Raw genomic sequence first — 24089 nt, 5'->3', positions numbered from 1 at the left:
GACACGCTCAGCGCCGGCCCGGCCCCGAGAGCGGGCGCGGTCGTCCACCGCCCGGACACCTCGTCCACGGACGGCGTGGGAGCATGCCGTCCGTGACGATCGTGACGGGGAGAACGAGCGGCGACGGCGGGGGCGGCAGCGCACCCACCGGGGCGGGTGGCGCGGGCGGCATACCCGAACAGCGCCGAGCCGGGCAGGGCGGGGACGGACCCGCCGGGAGCGGGCAGGGCGAGAACGGGCAGACCGGGAACGGACCGGCCGGGAGCGGGCAGGCCGCCTCCGGGCGGTACCGGGCCGCCCGGGTGCTGCCCGGCACCGACCGCGTCCGGCAGCCCGTCGCCCTCATCCGGCTGCTCACCGGCCTGACCGCGATCGCCCTCACCCTCCTCCTCGCCGAGTACGCCCGGGCCACCACCGGCGGCTTCGCCGACGACGTCGCCGGCGTCGCCGCACTGGTCCCCCGCCCGCTGGCCCAGCTCGCCGGCGGCCTCAGCACCGCCGCCGTCCTGCTGCTCCCGGTCGGCCTCGCCGTCCGCCGCCTGCTCGGCCCCGACCGGCGCCGCGCCCTCCACCAGGTCTCGGACGGACTGCTCGCCGCCGTCCTCGCGTACGGCGCCACCCTCGCCCTCAACCTGTGGTGCGAAACCCGCGCCCCCGCCTCGATGCTCGACGCGCTCACCCAGCCGACACCCGGCACGCTCGGCCACACCGAGCCCGTGTACGGCTACCTCGCGCCCGTCCTCGCCTTCATGACCGCCTCCGGCAGCCGCGAACGCCGGCTGCCCTGGGCCCTCCTCGCGCTCAACGGCCTCGCCGGGCTGGCCGGCGGCTACGCCACCCCCACCGCGCTGCTGCTCGGCCTGCTGCTCGGCTGGACCGGCGCGCACGGCACCCTGTACGCGGTCGGCACCCCGGACCCGCGGCCCCGCCCCGGCGAGATCCTGCGCACCCTGCGGGACAGCGGGCTGCGGCCCGTCGAGGCCCAGCCCGCCGGGCCCGACCGCTACCACGTCCGGCAGGCCGACGACCGGCCCGACCTCGACCTCCAGCTCCTCGACCGGCAGGCCGTCACCGCCGCCGCCCTCCAGCGCGCCTGGCGCCGTCTGCGGTTGCGCACCGCGCCGCACCCGCGCGCCCTGCGCTCGCCCCGCACCGGCCTGGAACACGAGGCCCTGGTCACCTACGCGGCCCTCGCCGCGGGCGTCCGCACCCGGCACATCGCCGCCACCGCCGGCCTCGGCCCGGACACCGCGCTCATCGCCTACGAACGCCTCGACGGCCGCACCCTCGACCGGCTCGCCGACGAGGAGATCACCGACGAACTGCTCGCCGACGCCTGGCGGCAGCTCGCCCTGCTGCAGCGCCGCGAGATCGCCCACCGGGCGCTCGTCCCCACCTCCCTGCTGATCGACGGGACCGGCGCCGTCCACCTGGTCGACTTCGCGGACGGCGACATCGCGGCCAGCGAACTCGTCCTCCGCTGCGACCTCGTCCAGCTCCTCACCACCCTGGCCCTGCGCGCCGGCGCCGCCCGCGCCGTCGCCACCGCGATCGCCGTCCTCGGCCCCGACCCGGTCGTCGCCGCCCTCCCCCTCCTCCAGCCCATCGCCCTCGCCCGCACCACCCGCCACGCCCTCAAGCACCACAAGCCGGTGCCGGAGCAGGCGGAGCAGGCGGACCAGTCGGAGCAGGCGGCGGAGTCGCAGCAGGCCCAGCGGCCGGAGCATGAGAGCGGCACCGCCGGGGGAACGGCCACGGTCGGCGGGCTGGTGGAGGAGATCCGGGCGGAGGTGCTGCGGGGGCGGGCGGTGACGCCGGAGCGGCCGGTGAAGCTGGAGCGGCTGCGGCCCCGGACGCTGCTGGCCGTGGTGGGCGGGGTGGTGGCCGGGTGGCTGCTGATACCGCAGCTGTTCGCGGCGGAGGACAATCCGATCTCGGCGGTGGCGAACGCCGAACCGTGGTGGCTGGTGCTGGCGCTGGCCGCGGCGGCGGCGAGCCACGTGGCGGCGGGGATGGGGTTCGTCGGGTTCGTGCCGGAGCGGCTGGACTTCCGCAACGTGGTGCTGGCGCAGGTGGCCGGGTCGTTCGTGAAGCTGGTGTCACCCGGCGGCGTCGGCGGGATCGCGCTGAACACCCGACTGCTGCAGAAGGCCGGGATCCCGACCGCGCAGGCGCTGTCCAGCGTCGGGGTGGGGAACCTGATCGGGCTGGCCCTGCACATGCTGCAACTGGGCGCGTTCGCCTACCTGTTGGACTTCGAGCCGGGCAACGCCGAGTCGGACCCGCTGCCGATCGTGGTGACCGGCCTGGCTGTGGCGGCGGCGCTGCTGGCGGTCGCCTGGGCGGTCCCGGCGGCCCGGCGGTGGCTGGCGGCACGGCTGCGGCCGCTGACCGCCGAGGTGCTGCCGCGGATGCTGGACCTGCTGCGCAACCCCCGACGGCTGGCGGTCGGCGTGGCCGGGCAGCTGCTGGTGTCGCTGTGCCTGATCGCCTGCCTGTACTGCTGTGTCCGGGCGATCGGCCGGGAGCCGTCGTTCGCCTCGGTGGCCGTGGTGTTCCTGGTCGGGAACTCGGTGGGCAGCATGGCGCCGACCCCGGGCGGGGCCGGCGCGGTGGACACGATGCTGACCGGGCTGCTGGAGCAGACCGCGTCGATGGAGGAGGGCGGCGCGCTGGCGGCGGTGGCGCTGTTCCGGCTGCTGACGCTGATCCTTCCGGTGCTGCCGGGCTGGGCGGCGATGACCTGGCTGCAGCGCCGCAAGGCGCTGTGACGGGCGGCCGCCGGCGGCGGGAGGCCGCGCGCGCTGGGCGTTACTCGGGGTAGGCGCTGCTCGCGGTAGGCGCTGTTCGCGGACGGAGCTGCTCCGGGTCGGCGCTACTCGCGGTACGCGTCCTCGTCGAGCTGGACGGTCCGGCTCTGTTCGGCGGCGTCCGCGATGTCGGTGGCCGGGTCCGCGCCGACGGCCCTGCGCTCGGCGACCTCGTCGTACTCGTCGCCCTCGGGCTCCGCCTCGTCCGGCTCGACGGTCTCGACGGCCTCGTCGATCAGGTAGTCCTCGTGATTCTGCGGCATGGCGTACGTCCTCGCTGTTCGGAGGCTCCCACGGGCCCGGGCGGCGGTGCTGCGCGCTACGGGGCGGTACAGGGCGGTACTGGCAGTATCCGCCGCCGGGCCGCCGGGCGCGACGTGCCGGAGCCGACCGGGGCCCGGACCGGTCGGGAAACGGCTCCGGAACCGGCCCGGGATCGGCCCCGGGAACCGGCCCGGGATCGGCCCCGGAAATTGACCCGGGAATCCGGCCGCGGAATGACCCATGGAGCGGGTGCATTCCACGCCTAGGGTCGTAGCCATGACGACGAACTCCACGACGAAGGACAGCACCACCGCCCCCGCCCGCCTCGACTACGCCCGCACCGCCCCGAAGGTCTTCCGCGCGGTGATCGCCCTGGACGCCGCCGCCCGCGAGGGGCTGGACCCGGCGCTGGTCGAGCTGGTCCAGATGCGCACCTCGCAGCTGAACGGCTGCGCGTACTGCCTGGACATGCACGCCAAGGACGCCCGCAAGGCCGGCGAGACCGACGAGCGGATCTACCTGCTGCCGGTCTGGCACGAGGCCCCCGCCGGCGTGTACAACGAGCGGGAGCGGGCCGCGCTGGCGCTGGCCGAGGAGATCGCCCGGATCGAGGGCGGGGTCTCGGACGCGGTGTACGCCCGGGCCGCCGAGCAGTTCGCCGAGGCGGAGCTGGCGCAGCTGATCTCGGTCTGCTTCACCATCAACACCTGGAACCGGATCAACGTGGCGACCCGCAAGACCCCGGGCACGCACTGACCCGGCCCGGGCGGCGGGCCCCCGTCCGGGCCGCCGCCCGCCCCGTCCACCCCGCCCCGTCCGCCCCGTCCGCCCCGCCCGCCGGGACGCCGTCCGGGACGCCGTCCGGGACGCCGTCCGGGGCCACCGGGGTACGATCGGTGCCGTACCAAGGGCTTACCCACACCCACCCGGTGGCCCCGAGGCCCTTACGAACGACGGGGAACGCATGTCCGGCTCGCACTACTTCAGCGGTGCACCCGAGGTCGCCAGCGAGCGCAGGCCGATCACGGTCTCCCTGCCGGACGTCACCCTAGAACTGACCACCGACGCCGGCGTGTTCTCCCGCAACCGGCTCGACCCGGGCACCCGGATCCTGCTGGAGCACGCCCCGCCGCCGCGGGTGCGCGGCCCGATCCTGGACGTCGGCTGCGGCTACGGCCCGATCGCGCTGACCTGGGCGACCCGGCGCAAGCGACTGCCGGTGTGGGCGGTGGACGTGAACGAGCGCGCGCTGGAGCTGGTCCGGCTGAACGCGCAGGCGCTGGGGCTGGGCAACGTCCAGGCCGCGCTGCCCGACGACGTCCCGGAGGACGTCCGGTTCGCCACCATCTACTCCAACCCGCCGATCCGGATCGGCAAGGCGGAACTGCGCCGGCTGCTGACCCGCTGGCTCGGCCGACTGACCCCGGACGGCTCGGCCTTCCTGGTGGTGCAGAAGCACCTGGGCTCGGACTCGCTGCAGAAGTGGCTGAACGACCAGGGCTACCCGACGACCCGGGTCACGTCCGTCAACGGGTTCCGGATTCTGGAAGCACGGCCCCGTCCGGAGGCGGGCGAGGGCACCGAGAGTGGCAGGGGTACGACGTCGTGAAGCAGCTGCGCGGGACCGAACTGAAGCGACTGCACCGCTCGTGGCGGCGCAGCAACGAGTTCCGGCTCGCGATGATCCTGGAGAACCTGCAGTCGCCGTTCAACGTCGGCTCGGTGGTCCGGACCGGGGCGGCGATGGGCGCCGAGAAGCTGTACCTGGCCGGGGACACTCCCTCGGTGCGCTCCTCCGGCGCGCAGAAGGCCGCCATGGGCACCGACAAGTACCTCAAGGTGGAGCACTTCCCGACCGTCGCCGAGGCGGTGGCCGCGGCGAAGGCGGACGGCTTCAAGGTGGTCGGCCTGGAGCTCGCGGACGAGGCGGTGCCGATGTTCGCCGCCGAGCTGACCCCGGCGGTGGCCTTCGTGCTCGGGCACGAGGACCGCGGCATCACCCCCGAGGCGCTGGCGCTCTGCGACCAGGTGGTCTTCGTGCCGCAGCTGGGCCGGGTCGGCTCGCTGAACGTCTCGGCGGCCGCGACGGTGGCCTGCTACGAGGCCCGCCGCCAGGGCTACGCCATCAGCGGCACCCCGGACGGCAGCGACGCCGGGGACTTCGGGGACGACGACTAGCACCCACCGGCCGGGCCGCACCGGCACGACGTCCGGGGTCGGCGAGGATGTCCTCGCCGACCCCGGACTGCTGTGCGCCCCGGGCGAGTTGGCCGCCGCGAACGCCCGTCCCGCCGCGCCGACCCAGCGCTGCCCGGCGCCTCCCTCCCCCGCACGCACGGCGGATCAGGGGTTTGACGGCGACTGCCATGTGATGGTTTGTTACGGGAGTTGTGGAGCCGCATACACGTTCGCCGTTCGCGTCGCGTGTCGACCGGGCACGGCGCGGCCGGAGTTCACCGCCAGGGACGGGGAATTCGGTGGACATCTCCATACTCGGCCCGCTGCTGATCGGCGACGATCAGCGGACCGTGCGCTTACGGGCGAAGAAGAACCGCGTCATGCTCACCATGCTGGCCCTGAACGCCGGGCGGGTGGTCGCGTTCGACGAGCTGATCGACGAGCTGTGGGGGGAGGCGCCGCTCAAGAACGCGCGGAACGCCCTGCAGGCCACGGTGAAACGGATGCGGAAGTCCCTGGCCGAACTCGGCCTGGAGAGACACGACCGGGAACTCGTCCGCACCGTCGACAACGGCTACCTGCTCGACGTCCCGGAGGGCGCCGTCGACGCCTACCGCTTCCTGCGCACCGCCGAGCGGGGCGCCGGGCTGGTCGAGCACCGGCCGTACGAGGCGATGGACACGCTCCGCGAGGCACTCGCGATGTGGCGCGGACCGGCCCTGCTGGACACCAGCGACGGCCCCTGGTGCCGGGCGGTCGCCCTGCGGCTGGACGAGCAGCGCAGGACCGCCCGCGAGGACCTGATCGCGGCGCAGCTGCAGGCCGGTGAGGCGGGCGCGGTCGTCCCGGAGCTCAAGCAACTGCTCGCCCAGCACCCCGAACGGGAGCGGTTCAGCGAGCAGTTGATGATCGCGCTGTACCGGTGCGGGCGGCCGTCCGAGGCGGTCGACACCTTCCACCGGACGCGCCGCTGGCTCGACGAGGAGCTGGGGCTCGCGCCGAGCCGCCGCCTCCACCACCTCTACCAGGCGATCCTGGTGCAGGACCCGTCGCTGTGACGGCGGGACGTGGGCAGCGCGCCCCGCAGTGACCACCGGGCCCCGCTGCCGGGCCAGGCCGGCCTGGGCGGCCTGGGCGGCCTGGCGATTCGTCATCGGGCCGCAAGAGGGGAGTTATTACCACCGCGGCCACCCCCGCGGCACCACCAGAATGGACGCACGGCCACCGCAGGCCGGAGCACCGCCAAGGCCGCGAGGCACCAGGAAGGAGCGCGTCCATGGACCGCACGATGCAGCTCGGGGGAAGCCCCTCGGCGGTCGAGATCAAGGGGTTCTCCGTCCCCGCCGGATTCACCGGGCTGCGCCGGGCCCTGGAGCTGTGCCGGCTGTCCGTCGTGGCCTGCGGGCTCACCCTCGTGATCACCACCGCGATCTCCCTGCCGGGCCTGCGACTCGGCCTGGTGCCGCGTGCCATGGCGCGGGTGCGCGCCCTGGCCGACCGGCAGCGCGAGCGGGCCGCGAGCTGGTCCGGCGTGCAGATCCCCGGCCCGCCCGCCCCGCTGCCGCCGGTGCCGACCGACGCCTCCGGGATGATCGCCCGCTACCGCTGGATCACGGGCGACCCGCAGACCAGACGGGAGTTCGCCTGGGTCTTCACCGACCCGTTCGTCGGCGCCTTCCTCGCCTTCGTTCCGGTCGCGCTGCTGCTCAGCGGCCTCTGGGGGATCTTCCTCGCCTTCTTCGGCGTCCCGCTCTCCGCCGAGGTGGACGGCCTCTGGTACGAGTTCGTCCCGATCAACGGCACCGCCACCGCCGTCCTGGCCGGCGTCCTCGGCCTGGCGCAGCTGCCGCTGGCGCTGTGGGTCGCCCCGCGCGCGGTGCGCCGGCACGCGCTGTACACCCGCTCGATGCTCGCCCCCGGCGAGCAGGAGCTGATGGCCAGCCGGATCGAGCACCTGACCACCACCCGCAGCAGCGCGGTCGACACCCAGATGGCCGAGATCCGCCGGATCGAGCGCGACCTGCACGACGGCGCCCAGGCCCGGCTGGTCGCGATGGGCATGACCCTGGACGCCGCCGAGCACCTGCTGGAGAGCAACCCGGAGGCCGTCCGCGCGCTGCTGATCGAGGCCCGGCAGTCCTCCTCCAAGGCGCTGGAGGAGATCCGCAACCTGGTCCGCGGCATCCACCCGCCGGTCCTCGCCGACCGCGGACTGGCCGACGCGGTACGGGCGTTGGCCATGGTCTGCCCCGTCCCGACCGAGGTCGAGGTGGACCTCCCCGGCCGCCCGGAGATGCCGGTCGAGTCGGCCGCCTACTTCGCCGTCTCGGAGATCCTGACCAACGTCGCCAAGCACTCGCACGCCGACCGGGCCCGGATCGACATTCGCTACGATCACGGCGTGCTGCGCATCGCCGTGACCGACAGCGGCCGCGGCGGCGCCGACGCCTCCCGGGGCACCGGGCTGCGCGGCATCGAGCGACGGCTCGCCACCTTCGACGGGGTCGTCGCCGTCAACAGCCCCGCCAACGGCCCGACCGTGGTGACCATGGAGCTCCCGTGCGCATTGTCCTCGCCGAAGACCACTTCCTCCTGAGGGACGGCCTGATCCGCCTGCTCCAGGCCTACGGCCACGAGGTGGTGGCCGCCGTGGACAACGGCTCCGACCTCCTCGCCGCGCTGACCGCCGAGCGGCCGGACGTCGCCATCGTCGACGTCCGGCTGCCGCCGAACTTCACCGACGAGGGCCTGCGGGCCGTCCTCTCCGCCCGCCGCACCATGCCCGATCTGCCGGTCCTGCTGCTCTCCCAGTACGTCGAGCCCCTCTACGCCCGGGAGTTGCTGGCCAGCGGCGGGCGCGGAGTCGGCTACATGCTCAAGGACCGGGTCACCAACGGCTCGCAGTTCCTCGACTCGATCCGCCGGGTCGCCGAGGGCGGCACCGCGATGGACCCGGAGGTGATCTCGCAGCTGCTGGTCCGCAAGGAGCGCGACGAGAGCGTCGGCAGCCTCTCCGCCCGGGAGCGCGAGGTCCTCGAATGGGTCGCCCAGGGACGCTCCAACGCCGGAATCGCCCAGGGGCTGTTCATCACCGAGAAGGCCGTCGCCAAGCACATCAGCAGCATCTTCACCAAGCTCGGCCTGCTGCCCGCCGACGCCGACAACCGCCGCGTCCTCGCCGTCCTCGCCTACCTCGACCAGTGACGACGGCCGCCAGGGCCTTCAGCCTCCCACCGCTCCCACCTCCTCACCCCTTGTTCCGTCACTCCTTGACGTTCCGCCGGGCGGCGCCGACCAGGAACACCACCGCGAGCATCGCCGCCGCCAGGCCCGCGACCAGCAGCGGGCTCGGCCCGGCCGGACCGCCGTTCCTACGCACCGCCCCCATGAAGTCCAGCGCGGCCACGTGGTTGACCAGGACGTACCAGATCGGCAGGTAGACCGCCTGGAACACCCGGTGGGTCCGGCTCAGCACACCCAGCAACATGGCCAGCGAGGGTATGAACACCGCCCCGCCGAACCAGCAGGCCGCACCCGCGCCGTCCCCCGCCGCCAGCATCCGCGCCAGCGGCGCGAGACCCACCACCGCGGTCAGCACCACCCCGGACGCCCACTCGGCCAGCAGCCGGCGTCGCGCCGAGGGGTAGGCGCCGAGCAGCACCTCCAGGCCGTTCTCGACCTGCTGGCTGCCCAGCCGGGACCAGATCAGCACCGGCCACAGCCACGCCACGGGCAGCAGCGCCCCGGTGACCGTCCCGAGCGGCAGCACGAACCCGGCCACCGCCAGCCCGGCGGCCACCAGCCACCACCACCGCGAGACGCCCTGCACCAGGATCCTCAGCTCGCCCGCGAGCAGCCGGCCGAACGCCCCGGCCCGACGCACCTCCGTCCGCGGCAGGAACGGGGACTCCGGCCCCGGCGCCTGCGCCGGTTTCGGCCGGGGCCCGGGCCCGGGCTCGGGCTCGGGCTCGGGCTCGGGCTCGAGTTCCGGCTCCGGCCCCGGCCCCGGCTCCGCCCCGGACGCCCGTCCCGCCCTGGCGCCCCGCACAGTCCGCGCCGCCGTCCGTACCGCTCTCCGTGCCGCCCGCGCCGGATCGAACCGACCGAACCAGAGCGCCGGCAGCATCGCCACCGTCACGGCCAGCAGCACCAGCACCGCCCGACCGAGCAGGAACCCCCCGGACGGGGTGAAGCCGTTCCAGCCGAAGGTGCCCAACGGCTCCGCGACCTCGGTCAGGCCCAGGCTGAAGCCGCCGTCCCCGGCCGACAGGTGCTGGGCCTCCAGCGCCGCCCCCATCGACCGCGACACCTCCTGCACGCCCAGCCCGCCCAGCGGCGCGGACGCGGACTGCCCGCCGATCGACAGGACGAGCGCCAGCCCGAACCAGACCACGTTCCCGAGGCCCGCCCGCAGCAGCGGCACCGTCTCGAACAGGATCGCCACCGCCGCGGTCACCGCCATCAGCGGCAGCGCGAGCACCAGGAAGGGCTCGACCAGGGCCACCGGGTCGACCGAGCGGTCCTCGCCCCGGGCCAACTGCATCAGCAGCGCGGTCACCGCCAGCACACCCAGCATCGAGGCGAGCACCAGCAGGTTGCTCAGGAACTTGGACAGCAGGTACCCGGAGCTGCGTATCCGGGTGGCGGCCAGGATCTGGCCGACCCCCGTGGTCTCGTCCCGGGCGATGCCGCTGCGCACCACGTAGAAGCCACCGAAGGTGAGCCAGAGCGCGCCGGCCAGCGCGGTGACCACGCCGACGTACGGGCTGTTGTAGACCCCCCGGTGGCCGCCCACGTCCATGATCACCCACCGGCTGCCGGCGTCCGGCACCGCCAGGTAGCCGAGGCCGACCGCCGCCAGCAGGGTCACCGCGTACGCCGGGCGGCGCACCCGGTCCCGGAAGTCGCCCGCCGCCAGGCCCGCGAGCAGTCGCACCGTCATCGCCGCACCACCCCCGGATTCGCGGGCCTCGTCCCCGAACCCAGCGCGTCGGCACCGTGGATGACGCCCAGGTAGGCATCCTCCAGGTCGGGCGGCACCGGGACGGCGTCGGGCGTCGGCGGGTCGGACGCGAGCAGCCGAAGCCGCACGCCGTCCGTCGTCCGCACCATCCGGCTGACCACGCACCGCTCCTGCACCGCCGGAACGGCGGCCGGGGCGGCCACGGCCTCCCAGACCTGCCCGTCCGCCTCCCGGAGCAGGTCCTCGGGCGCGCCACGCCGCAGCAGCCGCCCCCGCGCGACCACGGCGATGTCGGCGGCGACCGACTCGACGTCGGAGACGATGTGGGTGGAGAGCATCACCACCCGGTCGGCCGCGAGTTCACTGAGCAGGTTGCGGAAGCGCACCCGCTCCTCCGGGTCCAGCCCGGCGGTCGGCTCGTCGACCACGATGACCCGGGGGTCGGCCAGCAGGGCCTGGGCGATGCCGACCCTGCGGAGCATGCCGCCCGAGTACGTGCCGAGCGGACGCTTCACCGCCTCGGTCAGGTTGACCAGGTGGAGCAGTTCGTCGATCCGGGCCCGGGCGGAGCGGGCGCCGAGCCCCTTGGCGGCCGCCAGGTAGGACAGGAACTCCCGCGAGGTCAGGTGCGGGTAGACCCCGAAGTCCTGCGGCAGGTAGCCGAGTTCCGTGCGCAACCGGTCGGGTTCGGCGACCACGTCGGCACCCCGGTAGCGGACCTGGCCACTGGTGGGCCGGGTCACCGTCGACACGATGCGCATCAACGACGACTTCCCGGCGCCGTTGGGGCCGAGCAGGCCCAGCATCCCCGGCGCGAGCTGCATCGTCATGCCGTCGACGGCCCGCTTGCCGCCCTTGTAGACCTTGGTGACGTCGATCAGTTCGAGCACCGTCTCCTCCTTTCCCAGCAACAGCAGTCGGTCGGTTCAGCCCTTGAGGTCCGTCTCGCGGCCGTCCCGCAGCACCGCCACCCCCTGGGGGACCTCGACCCGGAACCTGGCGTCGCAGTTGGCCACCCCGTTGCACCCGGCCCGGAGTTCGAGGACGTCGCCCTGTAACTCCCAGACCTCGTGGGTGTCGCCGATCCGGCCGTCCTTGTCGAACCAGCGGGTGACCTTCACGTCCTTGCGGTCGGCGGGCACCAGGTCGGTCGGGATGCCGTGCGACTTGACGTTCAGGCTCTTGCCGGTGAACTCGAAGGTCTTGTCCTCGGGTTCGGCGCCGGCGGCGTTGGCACAGCCGGTCAGCGGAACGAGGACGGCCACGACGAGGGCGAGCAGGGCGGGTACGACTCGGCGGCGGGTGAACACCGGGCACTCCAGGGGGTTGGCGTTGGACACGCTCGGAAGCCTCCCCGATCCGCGCCCGGCTGCCATCTGCCGTTCGGCAGATATCCGGGGACTTTCTCGCCCCCTGACCTGTGCTTTTCGGCAGGGCGCGCACCCGCGTCACGCGCCCCTCCCACTCACCCCGGGCACGGCCGGCCGGCACGAGGCAGGGCCGGGCGAGGCCGCCGGACCGGGCCGGGCCCCGCCGTCTCAGCCCCGCCCGGACCGCTGCCGCCCCCGCCCCCGCCCCCGCCCCCGCCCCCGCCGCAACGGCAGCTCGCCGCGCACCCGCCACCCCCCGCCGTACGGCCCGGCCTCCAACCGCCCGCCGAGCGCCTCGACCCGCTCGCCCAACGCGGCCAGCCCGGTGCCGCCCCCGCCGTCACGGCGCGGGCCCGGCCCACCGAGCCGTCCGGAGCCCGCCCGCCGTCCACCGTCCGTCACGGTGACCCGCAGCGCGGGCCCCTCCCCGCGGACCACCTCGACCGCCAACCACCCGGTGTCCGGGGCGTGCCGCCGGACGTTGGTCAGCGCCTCCAGGACGATCCGGTAGGCCGCGTCCTCGATCGCGGGCGACGCCGTCCCGGCCAGCCCGGGCGCCAGGTCGAGCCCGCCGTCGACCGGGCCGGCTGCCAGGAAGCGCTCCAGCAGCTCCGGCAGGTCGGCGAGGCCGCGCGTCCGGGTCGGCGGCGGCTCGGCGACGGCAACCCCCGGCACGTCCCCCGGCACGTCCACCTGTGTGTCCACCTGCACGTCCACCGGCGCGTCCCCCGCCCCACCCGATCCGCCGTCCGGCTCCCGCAAGGTCCGCAGGGTGTGGTCCATCGAGTCCAGCGCCCGCAGCCCGGCCGCCTCCAGCCGCACCAGCAGCTCCCCGACCTCCCGCTCGTCGTACGGCCCGAGCTGCGCGGCCTGCACCTCCAGCAGGATCCCGGTCACCTCGTGGGCGACGAAGTCGTGCAGATCGCGGGCCACTTCGAGCCGCTGCTCCCGCCGCGCCCGCCGGACGGCCCGGGCCCGGCGGTCGTCCAGCGCCCGCAGGTACAGCCCGACACCGACCGCCCCGGCGGCCGGGAACACGGCCGTCGCGACGCCGACCACCGCGGGCCCGAGGGCGGGCCCCGGCGGCTGCAGCGCGAAGCGCAGCGGCAGGACCGTCACCGCGAGCGTCAGCGCCGAGCCGACCAGCGCCGCCTGCCGGGCCGGCGCCAGCCGCACCACCCGCGCGATCAGCACCAGCAGCGCCGCGAACTCGAACGGCAGCCACAGCAGCACCACGCCGCGCGGCCCGGGGTAGCCGGCGTCCACCGCGAGCGAGACCGCCGCGACCAGCCCGGCCGCCCGGACCGCGGAGCCGGCCCCGAACGGCCGCCGCAGCACCGCGACCGCCAGCGCCGCGGCGGCGGCCAGCGCCACGATCCACGCACTGGCCGTCTGGGCGAACGCCGCCGGCGCCGCGACCAGCGCCCCGGCCACGACGCAGAGGGTGCGGCGGCGGCGCGAGTCCGGCGGCCCCGGGTCGGTCTGCATGCGCCGAGCCTAGGCGGCACCGACCCGGCGGTGCGACCCCGAACGGCCCAACTGCCCGGCGCGGCAGGCCGGTCAGCCGACCGTCCGGCCGTCCGCGTACCCCAGCTCGAAGGCCCGCACGGCGATCCCGACCCGGTTCCGAACGCCCAACTTCCGCTGGATGCTGGCCACGTGGGTCTTCACCGTGCCGGCCGAGATGAACAGCTCCCCGGCGATGTCCGCGTTGGTCAGGCCCTCCGCGACCTTCCCGGCGATCTCCGCCTCCCGCCCGGTGAGCCGCTCGACCGGCGCCGGGCCGCCACCGCCCGCCCTCGACGCCCCCGCGCCAGCCCTCGCCCCCGCCTTATCCGACCCCCCGCCGCCGGTCACGTGCCGCAGCAGCCGGACGGTGATCGACGGGCTGATCAGGCTGTCCCCCACCGCCGCCGCCCGGACCGCCTCGACCAGCAGCGCCGGCCCCGAGCGCTTGAGCAGGAACCCGGAGGCGCCGTTGCGCAGCGCCGGGTACACGTACTCGTCGAGGTCGAAGGTGGTGACGACGACCACCTTGACGGGCTCCGCCACCCCGGGCCCGGCCAGCAGCCGGACGACCTCCAGGCCGTCCATCCGTGGCATCCGGATGTCCACCAGGGCGACGTCCGGCCGGAGCCGGCGGGCCTCCTCCACCGCGGCGACGCCGTCCGCCGCCTCACCGACCACCGCCAGGTCCGGCTGCTTCTCCAGGATCCGCCGCATGCCGCGCCGGACCATCTCCTGGTCGTCCGCGATCAGTAGGCGAAGGGTCACAGCCGGGATTCTGCCACACCGTTCGTCCACCCCTCGGGTGCGCGAACGTCCTTGCCCGGCAGCACCGTTGACCGCTCCGCCGCCGTCGATCGGACGCCCGCCGACCGACCCCCCGCCGACCGCACGCCCGCCGACCGCACCGGCGCCTCGTAGTCCGGCTTCGCCACCGGCCGCCCGGTGCGCCGGGCCCAGCCGACGACCTCCCGGATGTCCCAGAGCGGGCGCCCGGACAGCACGAGCACCGGCTCCGGGAAGTCGGGGTAGCGGCGCTTCCACTGGTTGACGGTGTTGCCGTCCGCGCCCAGCACCTCGCCGATCTCGGTCGCACCCGCAAGATACTTGGCGTCCACGACCAGCCAGCCTAGATCCATCCGCGGCTTGCCACCACCGTCGGACTACTCTTACATTGGTGTTCACTGGCCCATAATGGGTCGGTACATTGCAGGACAATCCGGATGAGGGACCACGTGGCTGCGCGCACGAAGACGTCGAAGGCCGAGCCACGCCCCAAGGCCGAGATCTGGGCCGACGAGAACGTCCCCGCGGCACGCGGCGCGGGCAGCGCCCCGGACGGCTCCTTCTGGCGCGTCCACGAGGGCGACAACCGCAAGATCCTCCAGGACCTGCCGGCCGAGTCCGTCGACTGCGTGATCACCTCCCCGCCGTACTACTGGCAGCGCGACTACGGCGTCGACGGCCAGTTCGGCATGGAGGCGACCATCGACGGCTTCGTCACCAACCTGCGCGAGACCTTCGAGGGCCTGCGCCACGTGCTGTCCAAGGACGGCACGGTCTGGCTCAACCTGGGCGACACCTACTACTCCGCCAAGGGCAAGCCGCACGGCAACGACGCCAAGCACCGCAGCCGCCGCCTCCCCGGCCTGCGCGCCGTCGACGGCCCCGGCCTCGGCCTGCCCCGGAAGTCCCTGATCGGCATCCCCTGGCGGGTCGCCCTCGCCCTCCAGGAGGACGGCTGGACGCTCCGCAGCGCGATCATCTGGACCCGCCGCACCAGCCTCCCCGAGCCCACCGCCAAGGACCGCCCGCACCGCCAGTACGAGCACGTCTTCCTGTTCTCCAAGGGCCCCCGGTACTTCTTCAACCGCGACGGGCTGGACGGCGCCGAGGACGTCTGGACCATCGAGCCGGACCGCAAGTCCCTCGGCCGCGGCACCCACTACGCCCCCTACCCGCGCGACCTGGTCCGGCGCTGCATCGCCGCCGGCTGCCCGGAGGGCGGCGTCACCCTCGACCCGTTCCTCGGCGGCGGCACCACCATGGACGTGTCCCTGGAGATGGGGCGCTCCTCGGTCGGCATCGAGCTCAACCCGGCCTTCTGCGACCTCGTCATCGGCCACATGCCCGGCGCCGCCGCCCGCCCCCGGACCGCCGGCCCCGAGGACACCCCGCAGCCGGACGAGCTCGACCTCCACCCCACCCTCCCCGGGCTCACCGACCTGGCCCCGTAGCGGAAGCTCGGGTCGGTACAGTACGACCGTGCCGTACCTTCCCCTGCCGCTGATCCTCAAGGCCGCCGAACGGCTCCAGGCCGAGGCCCACCCGCTGATCGTCGTCACCCTCTCCGCCATGCTGCGGACCGCCGCCAAGGACAGCGCGGACGCCGAGGGCGCGGCCAAGAAACTGCTGGACGGCCTCCCGTGGGGCGGCAGCGAGGAGAAGGCCTTCCTCGACGCGCATTTCCGCCTCCCCGGCGCGCCCGACACCGACGCCCCGTACCGGGCGATCTGGAAGAGCGAGAGCCCGTGGGTGAAGGAGCGCTACGCGGAGACGAGCATCCAGCGGATCCGAAAGGGCTGCTACGAACGCGGCAAGGTCCTGCGCCAGCAGAAGAAGAACCCGCTGGCCAACCGGCCGAGGGACGAGTGGGCTCTCACCGTGACGGCCGGCCAGGACATGCTCGACCAGGGCTACGAGCCGACCCCCCTGATCGACCTGGCGATCTGGTTCGGCCGGAACGTCGAGGTCGCCGACCTCGACGAGCTGGCAGCCTGGTTCCGCGCGGAGTTCCGTCCCGACGTCCTGGATCTCCCCGGGACGATCCTGCCCGACAACGGCATCCCCACGGCCTACTGGGACTACCCCCTCACCGACCAACCGGTCACCGACGCCGAACTCACCGCCGCCCTCGGCGGCACCGAGCAGGCCGGTCAGCTGCCCGGCCCGATCGACGGCATCATCGCCGAACTCGACGCCCGGATAGCCAAGTCCGGCTTCGCCGCCCCCACCGGACTCGTCCGCCGCGTCCTGACCGCCTGGCTGCGCGGCGACATGGTCGTGCTGATCGGCCAGCCCGGTACCGGCAAGACGACCTTCGCGAGCAACCTGGCGGAGGCCATGAGCAAGTACCTCAAGCTCCCGGCCCCGGTCCTGATCCCGATCCGCTCGGACTTCGACGAGGCCGAGTTCATCGGCTACCAGCAGCTCGACGGAACTCCCCAGCTGCGCGAGTTCGCCACCGAGATCCTCGACACCGAACGCCCCTTGGACGCCCGCGTGGTCATCCTGGAGGAGTTCAACCTCGCGACGATCGAGAGCTACCTCGCCTCCGTCCTGATCGCGACCCAGGAGCCCAAGCGCCGGATCCGCCTCCCGGACGGCACCCACCGGGCCCTGCCCGTCGACGCCTTCATCCTGGCCACCTGTAACTCCTACCTGGACGAGCCGGAGACCCGGACCAGGATCAGCGCCCCGGCCAAGCGTCGCGCCACCGTCATCACCATGCCCAACGTGCTGGCCGACCGCTTCGAGGCCGTGGACGAGTCCGACCGCGAGGCGGAGATCGTCTCCCTCGCCGTCGACCAGATCCGGACCGAGCACCGGCGCGTCCAGCAGCGCGTCGACTCCGGCCTGGCCAGCATGTTCGACGGGGCCCGCCTCGCCCAGCTCGCCACCGTCGAGACCTCGGACTCCCTCTCCCCGCAGACCCGTTCCGCACTGACCACGATCTGCGCCGCCATCCTCGGCAGCCCCGAGGGCCGGTCCTGGTTCACCATGGGCCTGCTCCGCGACCTCGCCCTGGCCATCGCCTACGAGGACCGCGGCGACGAGGAGTCCGAACTCCGCGCCCTGGTCGACGCGGTGGCCGACAAGCTGGTCCCGCAGCTGCGCGGCCCGCACGCCCGCGCCGACGAACTGGCCGCCGCCGTCGCCGGGTTGACCGGCGCCGAGCACGTCGGCCGCCTGCTGGACCGGATGAAGGACGGCGCCCCCGAGGAGCTCCTCCCGCTCCTCTGAGCCGCCGCGCTCAGTACCGCCCCGGAGCCAGGTGCGCGAGCAACTTCGGCACCTCCGCCGCGAGTTCCGCGCGCAACCCGGCCCGGGGCGCCACCGGCAGCTCGATCAGCCGCTGCCCGGCCCCCTCCACGACCGCCACCTGCGCGTACGCCGCGTTCCTCGGCGGGTACGCGATCACAGCGGTCTCCAGGCCGTAACTCGCCATGTACGCCAGCACTTCCTTCCGCGAGTCCTCCGTCGCCCGGTTCCCGTGCGCCCGGTACTTCGCGTCCAGCAGCAGCACCGCCCCGTCCTCCCGGCGGTGCACCAGGACGTCCGGCCGCAGCCGGTCGGGCGTGCTGCTCGCCAGCCGCCAGGACCTCAACACGCCCTCCGGTGGCGTCCGGTCGACGTGGACGTCGAACTCCGGTCCACTGAAGGCCGCCCCGGCCGCCCGCCCCAGTACCGGGTCCACCGGCGCGCAACCGAGCGCGTCGGCCAGCGCCACCGCCACGAACGACTGGTAGATCCGGTCCGCGTAGTCCACGTACGCGAAGCGGCTGAGCGGCTCCCGCGTCGCCTGCCAGCCGAAGTTGCGCCGCAGCGAATCGGCCTGGCCGTACATCGCCCGGTACCGCCGGTCGGCCAGCTCGTCGGCCGTCCGCGCGGCGTGCAGCGCGTTCGCCGGCACCCCGTCCCGTCCCAACTCCCGCAGCACGCCCAGCCGCAGCAGCCCGCCGACCTCCTCCTGCCAGCGCAGGCACCGCGCCGCCGCCTCCTCGTCCTCGGCCGTCGCCGCCCGCACCTCCCCCGCCAGCCGGGCCACCACCCGCAGCAGGGCCAGCAGCCGCAGGTTCGCCGCCGTCCGCACGCTCGCCCGCCGGTCCTTCCGGACCACCCGCAGCGGCAGGTACCCGTTGCCCTCGACCTCCACCAGCAGCCGTCGCGGATCCGACCGCAGCAGCCGGTGCGTCGCCGCCGCGTCCACCCCCGGCCCGCCCACCCGGCTCATCCGCCGCCCGGCCTCGCTCCCCCACCGCGGCTGCGCCAGGATCTCCCGCGCCACCGCCACGACCACGTCCGCGTGCCGGTCCAGCCACCCGTACACCACGTGCGGGTCCCGCAGCACCTCCCCCGACGAGAACAGCACCTGCCCGCGCCAGCCCGCCCCCGCGTACACCGTCCGCAGGTGGTTCAGCATCCGCTCGATCCCGTCCAGCCCGAGCTTCGCGTCCTCCGTCCCGAACCAGTACTCCCGCCCCTCCACGACCAGCCGGTGGAACCCGGTCGACCGCGTCAGGTCCACCGGCAACAAACCCCCGGTCACGCGCTCCACCCGCCCGTCCAGCCGCACCGCCCCGACCCCGGACGGCACCACCACCAACACCCGCCCCGCCCCCACCACCACGGGAGCCCCACCCCCGAGCACCCACTCCCGCCCACCCCCGTCCCGCACCACCACCCGAGCCACCCGCCCCACCACCCCTCACTCGCCACCCGCGGAACCGCTCCCCGGCCCCTCCCCATCATCGATCACGCCACCCCCACCGCCGCGCCCGATGAACGCCAAAAGGCCCGGTCAGAACATCTGACCGGGCCTTCCGCTTCTGAGCCGCCTGCGGGATTCGAACCCGCGACCTACGCATTACGAGTGCGTTGCTCTGGCCAACTGAGCTAAGGCGGCACCGTTGCCGTGTGTGGCGGCAACGCGGGCCAGTCTACACAGGTTCGGTGGTGATCCGTAGCCGGGGCGGAGGCGGGGTGGGCGAGGGGGTGGTGGTTGTCGCTTCAATCGGTCTGCGGTGTGACGTTACGATGAGCGCCCCCCTGCCGCTCTTCCCCCATCCCGGAGTGCACCGTGTTCGGTGTGAACGACCTGGCGACCTATGTTCTCGGCGCCCTCGTCATCGTCCTGCTGCCCGGCCCCAACTCGCTGTACGTGCTGTCCGTCGCCGCCCGCAAGGGGATCCGCACGGGGTACCGGGCCGCGGCGGGGGTGTTCGTCGGGGACTTCACGCTGATCAGCCTCACCTCGTTGGGGGCCGCCTCGCTGCTGGAGGCCAATCCGGCGGTGTTCGCGGTGGTGAAGTTCGGCGGGGCCGCGTACCTGCTGTGGATCGGGTACGGGATGCTCCGGGCCGCCCGGCAGCTGTGGCGCGAGCGCCGGGCCGGGGACGGGGCCGATCCGGCGGCCGAGCCGGTGGCGGAGGCCGGCGAGCGGCCGTTCCGCCGTGCGCTGGTGATCAGCCTGCTGAACCCGAAGGCGATCTTGTTCCTGCTCTCGTTCTTCACGCAGTTCGTGGACCCGTCCTACGGGCAGCCCGCGCTCTCGTTCGGCCTGCTCGGCGGCATCCTGCAGACGTTCAGCGTGCTCTACCTGTCGCTCCTGATCTTCGCCGGCACCACCCTCGCGAGCGCGTTCCGGCGCCGCAAGCGCCTGTCCGCCACGCTGACCAGCGGGGTCGCGGTGCTGTTCGCCGGGTTCGCCGCCAAGCTGGCCGTGTCCTCCGCCTGAGCCTGCCGGACCGGGCGGCCCGCCGGCTACCGGTCGCAGCGCTTGCCCGGCTCGGGGGCCTCGCCGGTGAGGAGGTACCGGTTGACGGCGGTGTCCACGCAGGCGCTGCGGCGGCCGTAGGCGGTGTGGCCGTCGCCGTCGTAGGTGAGGAGGCGGCCGGACTCCAGCTGGCCGGCCAGGGCCTGGGCCCACGCGTACGGGGTGGCCGGGTCGCGGGTGGTGCCGACGACGACGATCGGGGCGGCGCCGGCGGCGCGGATGGTGTGGGCCGCGCCGGTGGCCCGGACCGGCCAGTAGGTGCAGGCCAGTGCCATCCAGGCCATGTCGCGGCCGAAGTGCGGCGAAACCCGTTCGAAGTCCGGGACGGCCCGCTGGACGTCCTCCGGCCCACCGAAGGGCGCGGGCAGGTCGAGGCAGTTCACGGCGGTGTTGGCGAACATCAGGTTGGGGTAGCTGCCGTCGTTCTCCCGCCCGTAGTAGGAGTCGGAGAGCTTCAGCAGGCCGGTGCCGTCGCCCGCCCGGGCGTCGGAGAGCGCGGTGCGCAGCTTGGGCCAGAGGAAGTCGGCGTAGAGGGCCTGGATGACGCCGGTGGTGGCCTGCGCCTCGGTGAGCCGGCGGCCGTTGTCGGTGGTGGGCAGCGGGTGGGCGTGGACGGCGGCGAACAGGGAGCTGAGCTGTTCGCCGATCCGCTGCTCGGCGCGGCCGAGCGGGCAGTCGTCGCGGGTGGCGCAGTCCTTGGCGAAGGCCGTCCAGGCGGTCTCGAAGCCGCCGGCCTGGGTGCGGTTGCCGGTGACGGAGTCGAGGGACGGGTCCATCGCGCCGTCCAGCACCAGCCGCCCGACCCGGCCGGGGTAGAGGCCGGCGTAGGTGGCGCCGAGGAAGGTGCCGTAGGACTTGCCGACGAAGTTCAGCTTCTCGTCGCCGAGCAGGGCGCGCAGCACGTCCATGTCGCGGGCGGCCTCGACGGTGCTGAGGTGGCCGAGGGCCGGCCCGGTGTGCCGGCGGCAGCCTTCGGCGAACTCCTTGTCGGCGGCCACCAGCGCGTCGACGCCGGACTGGTCCGCGGGGGTCAGGTCGACGGCGGTGTAGGCGTCCATCCGCTCGCCGCTCAGGCAGGTGACCGGGTTGCTGCGGCCCACCCCGCGCGGGTCGAGGCCGACCAGGTCGTACCGGGCGCGCACCCCGCCGTCGTAGGTACGGGCGGCGGTCTCCAGGTACTCGATCGCCGAGCCGCCGGGCCCGCCGGGGTTCAGCAGCAGCGAGCCCAGCCGGGCCGGGGCACCGCCACCGCCCGCGCTCCCCTCCTCCGAGCCCCCGGACGCTCCGGAGGCCCCGGCCGCCCCGGAGCCCCCGGAGGCCACGGACACCGCCCGGGCCGCCGCCAGGGTGAGGTCGCCGTCGCCGGGCCGTTCGTAGTCCAGCGGCACCCGGAAGGTGGTGCACTCGAACCCGCCGTCGCACGGCTGCCAGGCGAGCCGCTGCGCGTAGTACGGCGCGAGCGCTGCCGGGACGGCGGCGGGCAGCGGCTCCAGCGGCGTCGCCCCGGACGCGGCCCTGCCGCCACCCGCCCCGGTCGAGTCCGACGAGGCCGCCGCGGACCCACCGGAGGGCCGCGCGCCGTCCGACCCGGACGGCCCCGAGCTGCACCCGCCCGCCAGCAGCGCCGCCACGAGCATCCCGGCCGCCACCGCCACCCGCCCGTTGCCCCTCATCCGGCTCCCTTCCACTCCTCGACCCCTGCCACGACGAACCCGCGCGCACCCGCAGCCGCACGCCAGCGCGCCTACGCCCCCACAACGCGCCGCTGCCCGGTACCCACCCCGGGTACCGGGCAGCGTAACCCCCGTCCGACGCCCGCTCAGGACGCCTTGGTCAGCGTCTCGGCCAGGTACTGCGCCGCCTGCCGGACCAGCCGCAGCCGCTCCCGGTCGGCACTGAAGTCCTGCACGTTGTCCGAGATCCGCACCTCGGCCTTGGCGGCGGGGCCGGCGCCGGACTTGAGCGAGGACTGCAGCTTGCGGGCCGCGTCCAGCCCGGCCGCGTCGGCCTTGGCCGCGGCGAGCAGCAGCTTGGCGGAGCTGCCGGCCGGCGCCTCGGCACCGGTCTGGGTGAGCGCCGCCGCGTCGTACCGGCCGGAGACCGCGGCGGCCGCGCCGTACAGGTCGGGGCGGGCGAGCCCGGCTGCGGCGGCGCAGGGCGCACCGCCCTCGACCCCGAGGGTGCCCCAGGAGGCCGGGCCGGGCGGCAGGGTGCGGAAGGAGGCGGCGATGGTGGTGCGCAGCGTGGCGTCGTCGGCGACGGCGGCCGGCGCGGCGGCGACGAGCTCGCAGGGGTGCGCGGTGCCGTTCGGCGCCTCGGGGGCGACGAGGATGAACGGACGGGCCTTGCCGGTCTGCAGGGCCGAGCCGATGCCCTCGAAGACGTCGGGCACCTCGGCGTCGGCGGTCCTGCTCGGTGTGGCGGCGTGCATCACGACCACCGGGAAGTGCGCGTTCGGCTCCTTCGCGTACTGCGGCGGCAGCCACACCCGGACGTTGCGCGGGCGCCCGTCCGGGCCGAGAACGGCGGACTGCAGCAGTTCCCCGCCGCCCGGGTGCCCGACGCTGTCGAAGCGGCTGGCCACGGCGGGCACCGGAGCCGGAGCGGGGGCCGGAGCCGGGGCCGGAGCGGAAGCCGAAGGCGCGACCGCGGGCGGCGCCGCCTGCTGCCGTCCCGCCCCCGCTCCCGCTCCCACTCCCGCCATCGCTCCCGCCACCGAGTCGCCCACCGGCTCCTCCCGGTCGCCCCGCCCGAGCCCGCCGAACGCCCCGAGCGCGGTGAGCAGCGTCAACGCGGTGACGCACACCCCGCAGACCATCGCCCCGCCCGCCCGCAGCAGCATCGGCCACCGGTCCCCGGCCAGTTCGTAGGTCTCGGCGGCACGCAGGTCGCGCCAGCGCTGGAGCGCGCCGCGCGCCAGCCAGATCCCGCCGACAGCGGCCGCCAGTAGGGGGATGACGAGGAGCGGACGAACCATGGCACGCACCACCTCGGGAGGAGGGCCGGCACCGGACCGGACCCGGCACCGTACGGGAGGTGACGGCGGCCCGGCGGCGGGCCTTCCGGGCTGGGGAGCGCGGGGCCGGGCGGGGCGCAGTCCGCCCCAGCGTGCACAACGGGCGCAGCGTCACACGCGGGTGCGTCCGGCGCGTACGGCTCGTTCACTCGAAGGTGGGACGTCGGGCCAGCGCCGGGAGGCCTACCGGAGGGCCCCGCCGGGCCTCAGCCCGCGCGCAGCGCCACCGTCATCGCCTCGACGGCGAGCAGCGGGTCGACGTTGCGGTCCAGCGCCACGCGGCAGGCCAGCACCGCCTCGATCCGGCGCAAGGTGCCCTCCGCCGGGCCCGCCTGGGCGACCCGGTCCAGCGCCGGGCGCTGGTCCTCGTTGGCGAGCGCGCCGGTGGAGCCGAGCTGGATGGCGAGCACGTCGCGGTAGAAGCCGAGCAGGTCGAGCAGGGCGACGCCGAGCGTCTCCCGGCGGGTGCGGGTGGCGCGGCTCTTCTGCCGCTTCTCCAGCTCCTTGACGGCCCCGGCCATGCCGCGCGGCGCCTTGCCGCCCTCGGCGGCGCCGTAGGCGGCCTTGAGGTCGTCGGTCTCCTTGGCGTCCTGGGTCTCGGCGAGGGCTTCGGCGTCGGCCTTGGCGGTGTCGACCAGGCGCTGGGCGGCGGCCAGGCAGCCGCCCAGGTCGGCGACCTCCAGCGGGATCCGCAGCACCTCGGCACGCCTGGTCCGGGCCTGCTCGTCGACGGCGAGGCGGCGCGAGCGCTCGATGTCGCCCTGCCCGGCGAGCGCGGCGAGCCGGGCCGTCGCCGGGTCGACGCCGTCGCGCCGCACCAGCGTGTCGGCGACGGCCTCGGCGGCGGGCGTGCGCAGCACCAGCAGACGGCAGCGCGAGCGGATGGTGGGCAGCACGTCCTGCACGGAAGGGGCGCAGAGCAGCCAGACGGTGCGCGGGGAGGGCTCCTCCACGCCCTTGAGCAGCGCGTTGGCGGCGGCCTCGGTGAGCCGGTGGGCGGCGTCGACCAGGATCACCGACCAGCGGCCGCCGGTCGGGTAGCTGGAGGCGCGCAGGACCAGGTCCCGCATGTCGCCGACCCCGATGGACAGGCCGTCGGTCCGCACGTACTTCACGTCGGCGTGGCTGCCGGCCAGCACGGTGTGGCAGCCCTCGCAGAACCCGCAGCCGGGCGTGCCGCCGAGCGCGAGGTCGGGGCTGGTGCACTGGAGGGCGGCGGCGAAGGAGCGCGCGGCCGTGACCTGCCCGGCACCGGGCGGGCCGGTGAACAGCCAGGCGTGCGTCATCAGGGAGGCGTTCCCGCCCTGGCCGGGGGCGGCACCGCGGCCGGCCTCGACCGTCGCCCCGGCCGCCCGGGCGGCGGCGGTCAGCTGCTCGACCACCCGCTCCTGGCCCACCAGGTCGTCCCAGACGGCCACTGCTGCTC

The 24089-nt window shown here is 74.8% G+C and carries 21 protein-coding genes and 1 tRNA gene; 10 read left to right on the top strand and 12 right to left on the bottom strand.

Annotated features, from left to right (window positions below):
- The first annotated feature begins 92 nt into the window (after positions 1 to 92).
- Positions 93 to 2771, top strand: coding sequence for a lysylphosphatidylglycerol synthase domain-containing protein (locus AB2U05_RS18050; protein ID WP_369183727.1), 2679 nt, complete (start codon positions 93 to 95; stop codon positions 2769 to 2771).
- Positions 2772 to 2875: 104 nt separating this feature from the next.
- Here AB2U05_RS18050 and AB2U05_RS18045 read toward each other — a convergent pair whose 3' ends face one another.
- Positions 2876 to 3073, bottom strand: coding sequence for a hypothetical protein (locus tag AB2U05_RS18045; protein WP_045697137.1), 198 nt, complete (start codon positions 3071 to 3073; stop codon positions 2876 to 2878).
- A gap of 277 nt (positions 3074 to 3350) precedes the next feature.
- Between AB2U05_RS18045 and AB2U05_RS18040 the strand changes: the two genes are divergently transcribed.
- From AB2U05_RS18040 to AB2U05_RS18015, 6 genes are all read left to right on the top strand, one after another.
- Complete coding sequence (locus tag AB2U05_RS18040) at positions 3351 to 3830, top strand: carboxymuconolactone decarboxylase family protein (RefSeq protein ID WP_045697135.1); 480 nt, start codon at positions 3351 to 3353, stop codon at positions 3828 to 3830.
- A gap of 208 nt (positions 3831 to 4038) precedes the next feature.
- Positions 4039 to 4683, top strand: coding sequence for a class I SAM-dependent methyltransferase (locus tag AB2U05_RS18035; RefSeq protein ID WP_045708767.1), 645 nt, complete (start codon positions 4039 to 4041; stop codon positions 4681 to 4683).
- A complete protein-coding gene (locus AB2U05_RS18030) occupies positions 4680 to 5252 on the top strand; it encodes a TrmH family RNA methyltransferase (RefSeq protein ID WP_045697131.1) in 573 nt (190 codons plus the stop codon). Before AB2U05_RS18035 ends, AB2U05_RS18030 begins: the two co-directional genes overlap by 4 nt.
- Positions 5253 to 5551: 299 nt before the next feature.
- On the top strand, positions 5552 to 6310 hold the full coding sequence (locus AB2U05_RS18025) for a BTAD domain-containing putative transcriptional regulator (protein WP_369183726.1): 759 nt from the start codon (positions 5552 to 5554) through the stop codon (positions 6308 to 6310).
- A 218-nt stretch (positions 6311 to 6528) separates the two neighbouring features.
- Positions 6529 to 7848: a sensor histidine kinase gene (locus AB2U05_RS18020; RefSeq protein WP_369183725.1), complete on the top strand. Its 1320-nt coding sequence runs from the start codon at positions 6529 to 6531 to the stop codon at positions 7846 to 7848.
- Positions 7812 to 8456, top strand: a complete 645-nt coding sequence (locus tag AB2U05_RS18015; RefSeq protein WP_045697127.1) for a response regulator transcription factor — start codon at positions 7812 to 7814, stop codon at positions 8454 to 8456. The genes AB2U05_RS18020 and AB2U05_RS18015 overlap by 37 nt, the downstream gene beginning before the upstream one ends.
- Positions 8457 to 8514: 58 nt before the next feature.
- On the opposite strand, the gene AB2U05_RS18010 is transcribed toward AB2U05_RS18015, so the two are convergent.
- The 6 genes from AB2U05_RS18010 to AB2U05_RS17985 all read right to left on the bottom strand — a co-directional run bounded on the left by AB2U05_RS18010 (position 8515) and on the right by AB2U05_RS17985 (position 14230).
- Positions 8515 to 10194 carry a hypothetical protein gene (locus AB2U05_RS18010; protein WP_369183724.1) on the bottom strand — a complete coding sequence of 560 codons (1680 nt, stop codon included), beginning with the start codon at positions 10192 to 10194 and terminating at the stop codon, positions 8515 to 8517.
- Positions 10191 to 11105 carry an ABC transporter ATP-binding protein gene (locus AB2U05_RS18005; protein WP_369183723.1) on the bottom strand — a complete coding sequence of 305 codons (915 nt, stop codon included), beginning with the start codon at positions 11103 to 11105 and terminating at the stop codon, positions 10191 to 10193. Before AB2U05_RS18005 ends, AB2U05_RS18010 begins: the two co-directional genes overlap by 4 nt.
- 36 nt (positions 11106 to 11141) lie before the next feature.
- Positions 11142 to 11555 carry a hypothetical protein gene (locus AB2U05_RS18000; protein WP_369183722.1) on the bottom strand — a complete coding sequence of 138 codons (414 nt, stop codon included), beginning with the start codon at positions 11553 to 11555 and terminating at the stop codon, positions 11142 to 11144.
- A gap of 198 nt (positions 11556 to 11753) precedes the next feature.
- The gene (locus AB2U05_RS17995; protein WP_369183721.1) at positions 11754 to 13073 is read right to left on the bottom strand and encodes a sensor histidine kinase; all 1320 of its coding nucleotides are present in this window, start codon (positions 13071 to 13073) and stop codon (positions 11754 to 11756) included.
- Between the two features lie 72 nt (positions 13074 to 13145).
- On the bottom strand, positions 13146 to 13859 hold the full coding sequence (locus AB2U05_RS17990; protein ID WP_369183720.1) for a response regulator: 714 nt from the start codon (positions 13857 to 13859) through the stop codon (positions 13146 to 13148).
- On the bottom strand, positions 13856 to 14230 hold the full coding sequence (locus tag AB2U05_RS17985) for a hypothetical protein (RefSeq protein ID WP_369183719.1): 375 nt from the start codon (positions 14228 to 14230) through the stop codon (positions 13856 to 13858). Before AB2U05_RS17985 ends, AB2U05_RS17990 begins: the two co-directional genes overlap by 4 nt.
- Positions 14231 to 14326: 96 nt before the next feature.
- On the opposite strand from AB2U05_RS17985, the gene AB2U05_RS17980 reads away from it, so the two are divergent.
- Complete coding sequence (locus AB2U05_RS17980) at positions 14327 to 15328, top strand: site-specific DNA-methyltransferase (protein ID WP_369183718.1); 1002 nt, start codon at positions 14327 to 14329, stop codon at positions 15326 to 15328.
- A 28-nt stretch (positions 15329 to 15356) separates the two neighbouring features.
- On the top strand, positions 15357 to 17114 hold the full coding sequence (locus tag AB2U05_RS17975; protein ID WP_369183717.1) for an AAA family ATPase: 1758 nt from the start codon (positions 15357 to 15359) through the stop codon (positions 17112 to 17114).
- A gap of 10 nt (positions 17115 to 17124) precedes the next feature.
- On the opposite strand, the gene AB2U05_RS17970 is transcribed toward AB2U05_RS17975, so the two are convergent.
- Both AB2U05_RS17970 and AB2U05_RS17965 read right to left on the bottom strand, forming a co-directional pair.
- A complete protein-coding gene (locus tag AB2U05_RS17970) occupies positions 17125 to 18399 on the bottom strand; it encodes a hypothetical protein (RefSeq protein ID WP_369183716.1) in 1275 nt (424 codons plus the stop codon).
- A gap of 304 nt (positions 18400 to 18703) precedes the next feature.
- Positions 18704 to 18777 (bottom strand) — tRNA-Thr (locus AB2U05_RS17965).
- A 174-nt stretch (positions 18778 to 18951) separates the two neighbouring features.
- On the opposite strand from AB2U05_RS17965, the gene leuE reads away from it, so the two are divergent.
- On the top strand, positions 18952 to 19608 hold the full coding sequence (gene leuE, locus AB2U05_RS17960) for a leucine efflux protein LeuE (protein WP_369183715.1): 657 nt from the start codon (positions 18952 to 18954) through the stop codon (positions 19606 to 19608).
- Between the two features lie 26 nt (positions 19609 to 19634).
- Here the strand turns inward: leuE and AB2U05_RS17955 are convergent, their stop codons facing one another.
- From AB2U05_RS17955 to AB2U05_RS17945, 3 genes are all read right to left on the bottom strand, one after another.
- Positions 19635 to 21320 carry an alpha/beta hydrolase gene (locus AB2U05_RS17955; RefSeq protein ID WP_045711207.1) on the bottom strand — a complete coding sequence of 562 codons (1686 nt, stop codon included), beginning with the start codon at positions 21318 to 21320 and terminating at the stop codon, positions 19635 to 19637.
- 146 nt (positions 21321 to 21466) lie between these two features.
- Positions 21467 to 22624, bottom strand: a complete 1158-nt coding sequence (locus AB2U05_RS17950) for a hypothetical protein (RefSeq protein WP_369183714.1) — start codon at positions 22622 to 22624, stop codon at positions 21467 to 21469.
- A 245-nt stretch (positions 22625 to 22869) separates the two neighbouring features.
- Positions 22870 to 24081 (bottom strand): DNA polymerase III subunit delta', encoded by a 1212-nt coding sequence (locus tag AB2U05_RS17945; protein ID WP_045698291.1) that lies wholly within the window; start codon positions 24079 to 24081, stop codon positions 22870 to 22872.
- Positions 24082 to 24089 lie beyond the last annotated feature (8 nt).

Source organism: Streptomyces sp. Y1 (genome assembly GCF_041053115.1).
Classification (GTDB): domain Bacteria; phylum Actinomycetota; class Actinomycetes; order Streptomycetales; family Streptomycetaceae; genus Kitasatospora; species Kitasatospora rubellomurina.
The sequence above is the reverse complement of the archived record's forward strand: the minus strand, read 5'-3'. Positions and strand labels throughout refer to the sequence as shown.

Coding starts and splice junctions, on each gene's coding strand:
- AB2U05_RS18045 (WP_045697137.1), bottom strand. CDS start 3,073: ATGCCGCAGAATCACGAGGACTACCTGATCGACGAGGCCGTCGAGACC.
- AB2U05_RS18040 (WP_045697135.1), top strand. CDS start 3,351: ATGACGACGAACTCCACGACGAAGGACAGCACCACCGCCCCCGCCCGC.
- AB2U05_RS18035 (WP_045708767.1), top strand. CDS start 4,039: ATGTCCGGCTCGCACTACTTCAGCGGTGCACCCGAGGTCGCCAGCGAG.
- AB2U05_RS18020 (WP_369183725.1), top strand. CDS start 6,529: ATGGACCGCACGATGCAGCTCGGGGGAAGCCCCTCGGCGGTCGAGATC.
- AB2U05_RS18010 (WP_369183724.1), bottom strand. CDS start 10,194: ATGACGGTGCGACTGCTCGCGGGCCTGGCGGCGGGCGACTTCCGGGAC.
- AB2U05_RS17995 (WP_369183721.1), bottom strand. CDS start 13,073: ATGCAGACCGACCCGGGGCCGCCGGACTCGCGCCGCCGCCGCACCCTC.
- AB2U05_RS17985 (WP_369183719.1), bottom strand. CDS start 14,230: ATGGATCTAGGCTGGCTGGTCGTGGACGCCAAGTATCTTGCGGGTGCG.
- AB2U05_RS17955 (WP_045711207.1), bottom strand. CDS start 21,320: ATGAGGGGCAACGGGCGGGTGGCGGTGGCGGCCGGGATGCTCGTGGCG.
- AB2U05_RS17950 (WP_369183714.1), bottom strand. CDS start 22,624: ATGGTTCGTCCGCTCCTCGTCATCCCCCTACTGGCGGCCGCTGTCGGC.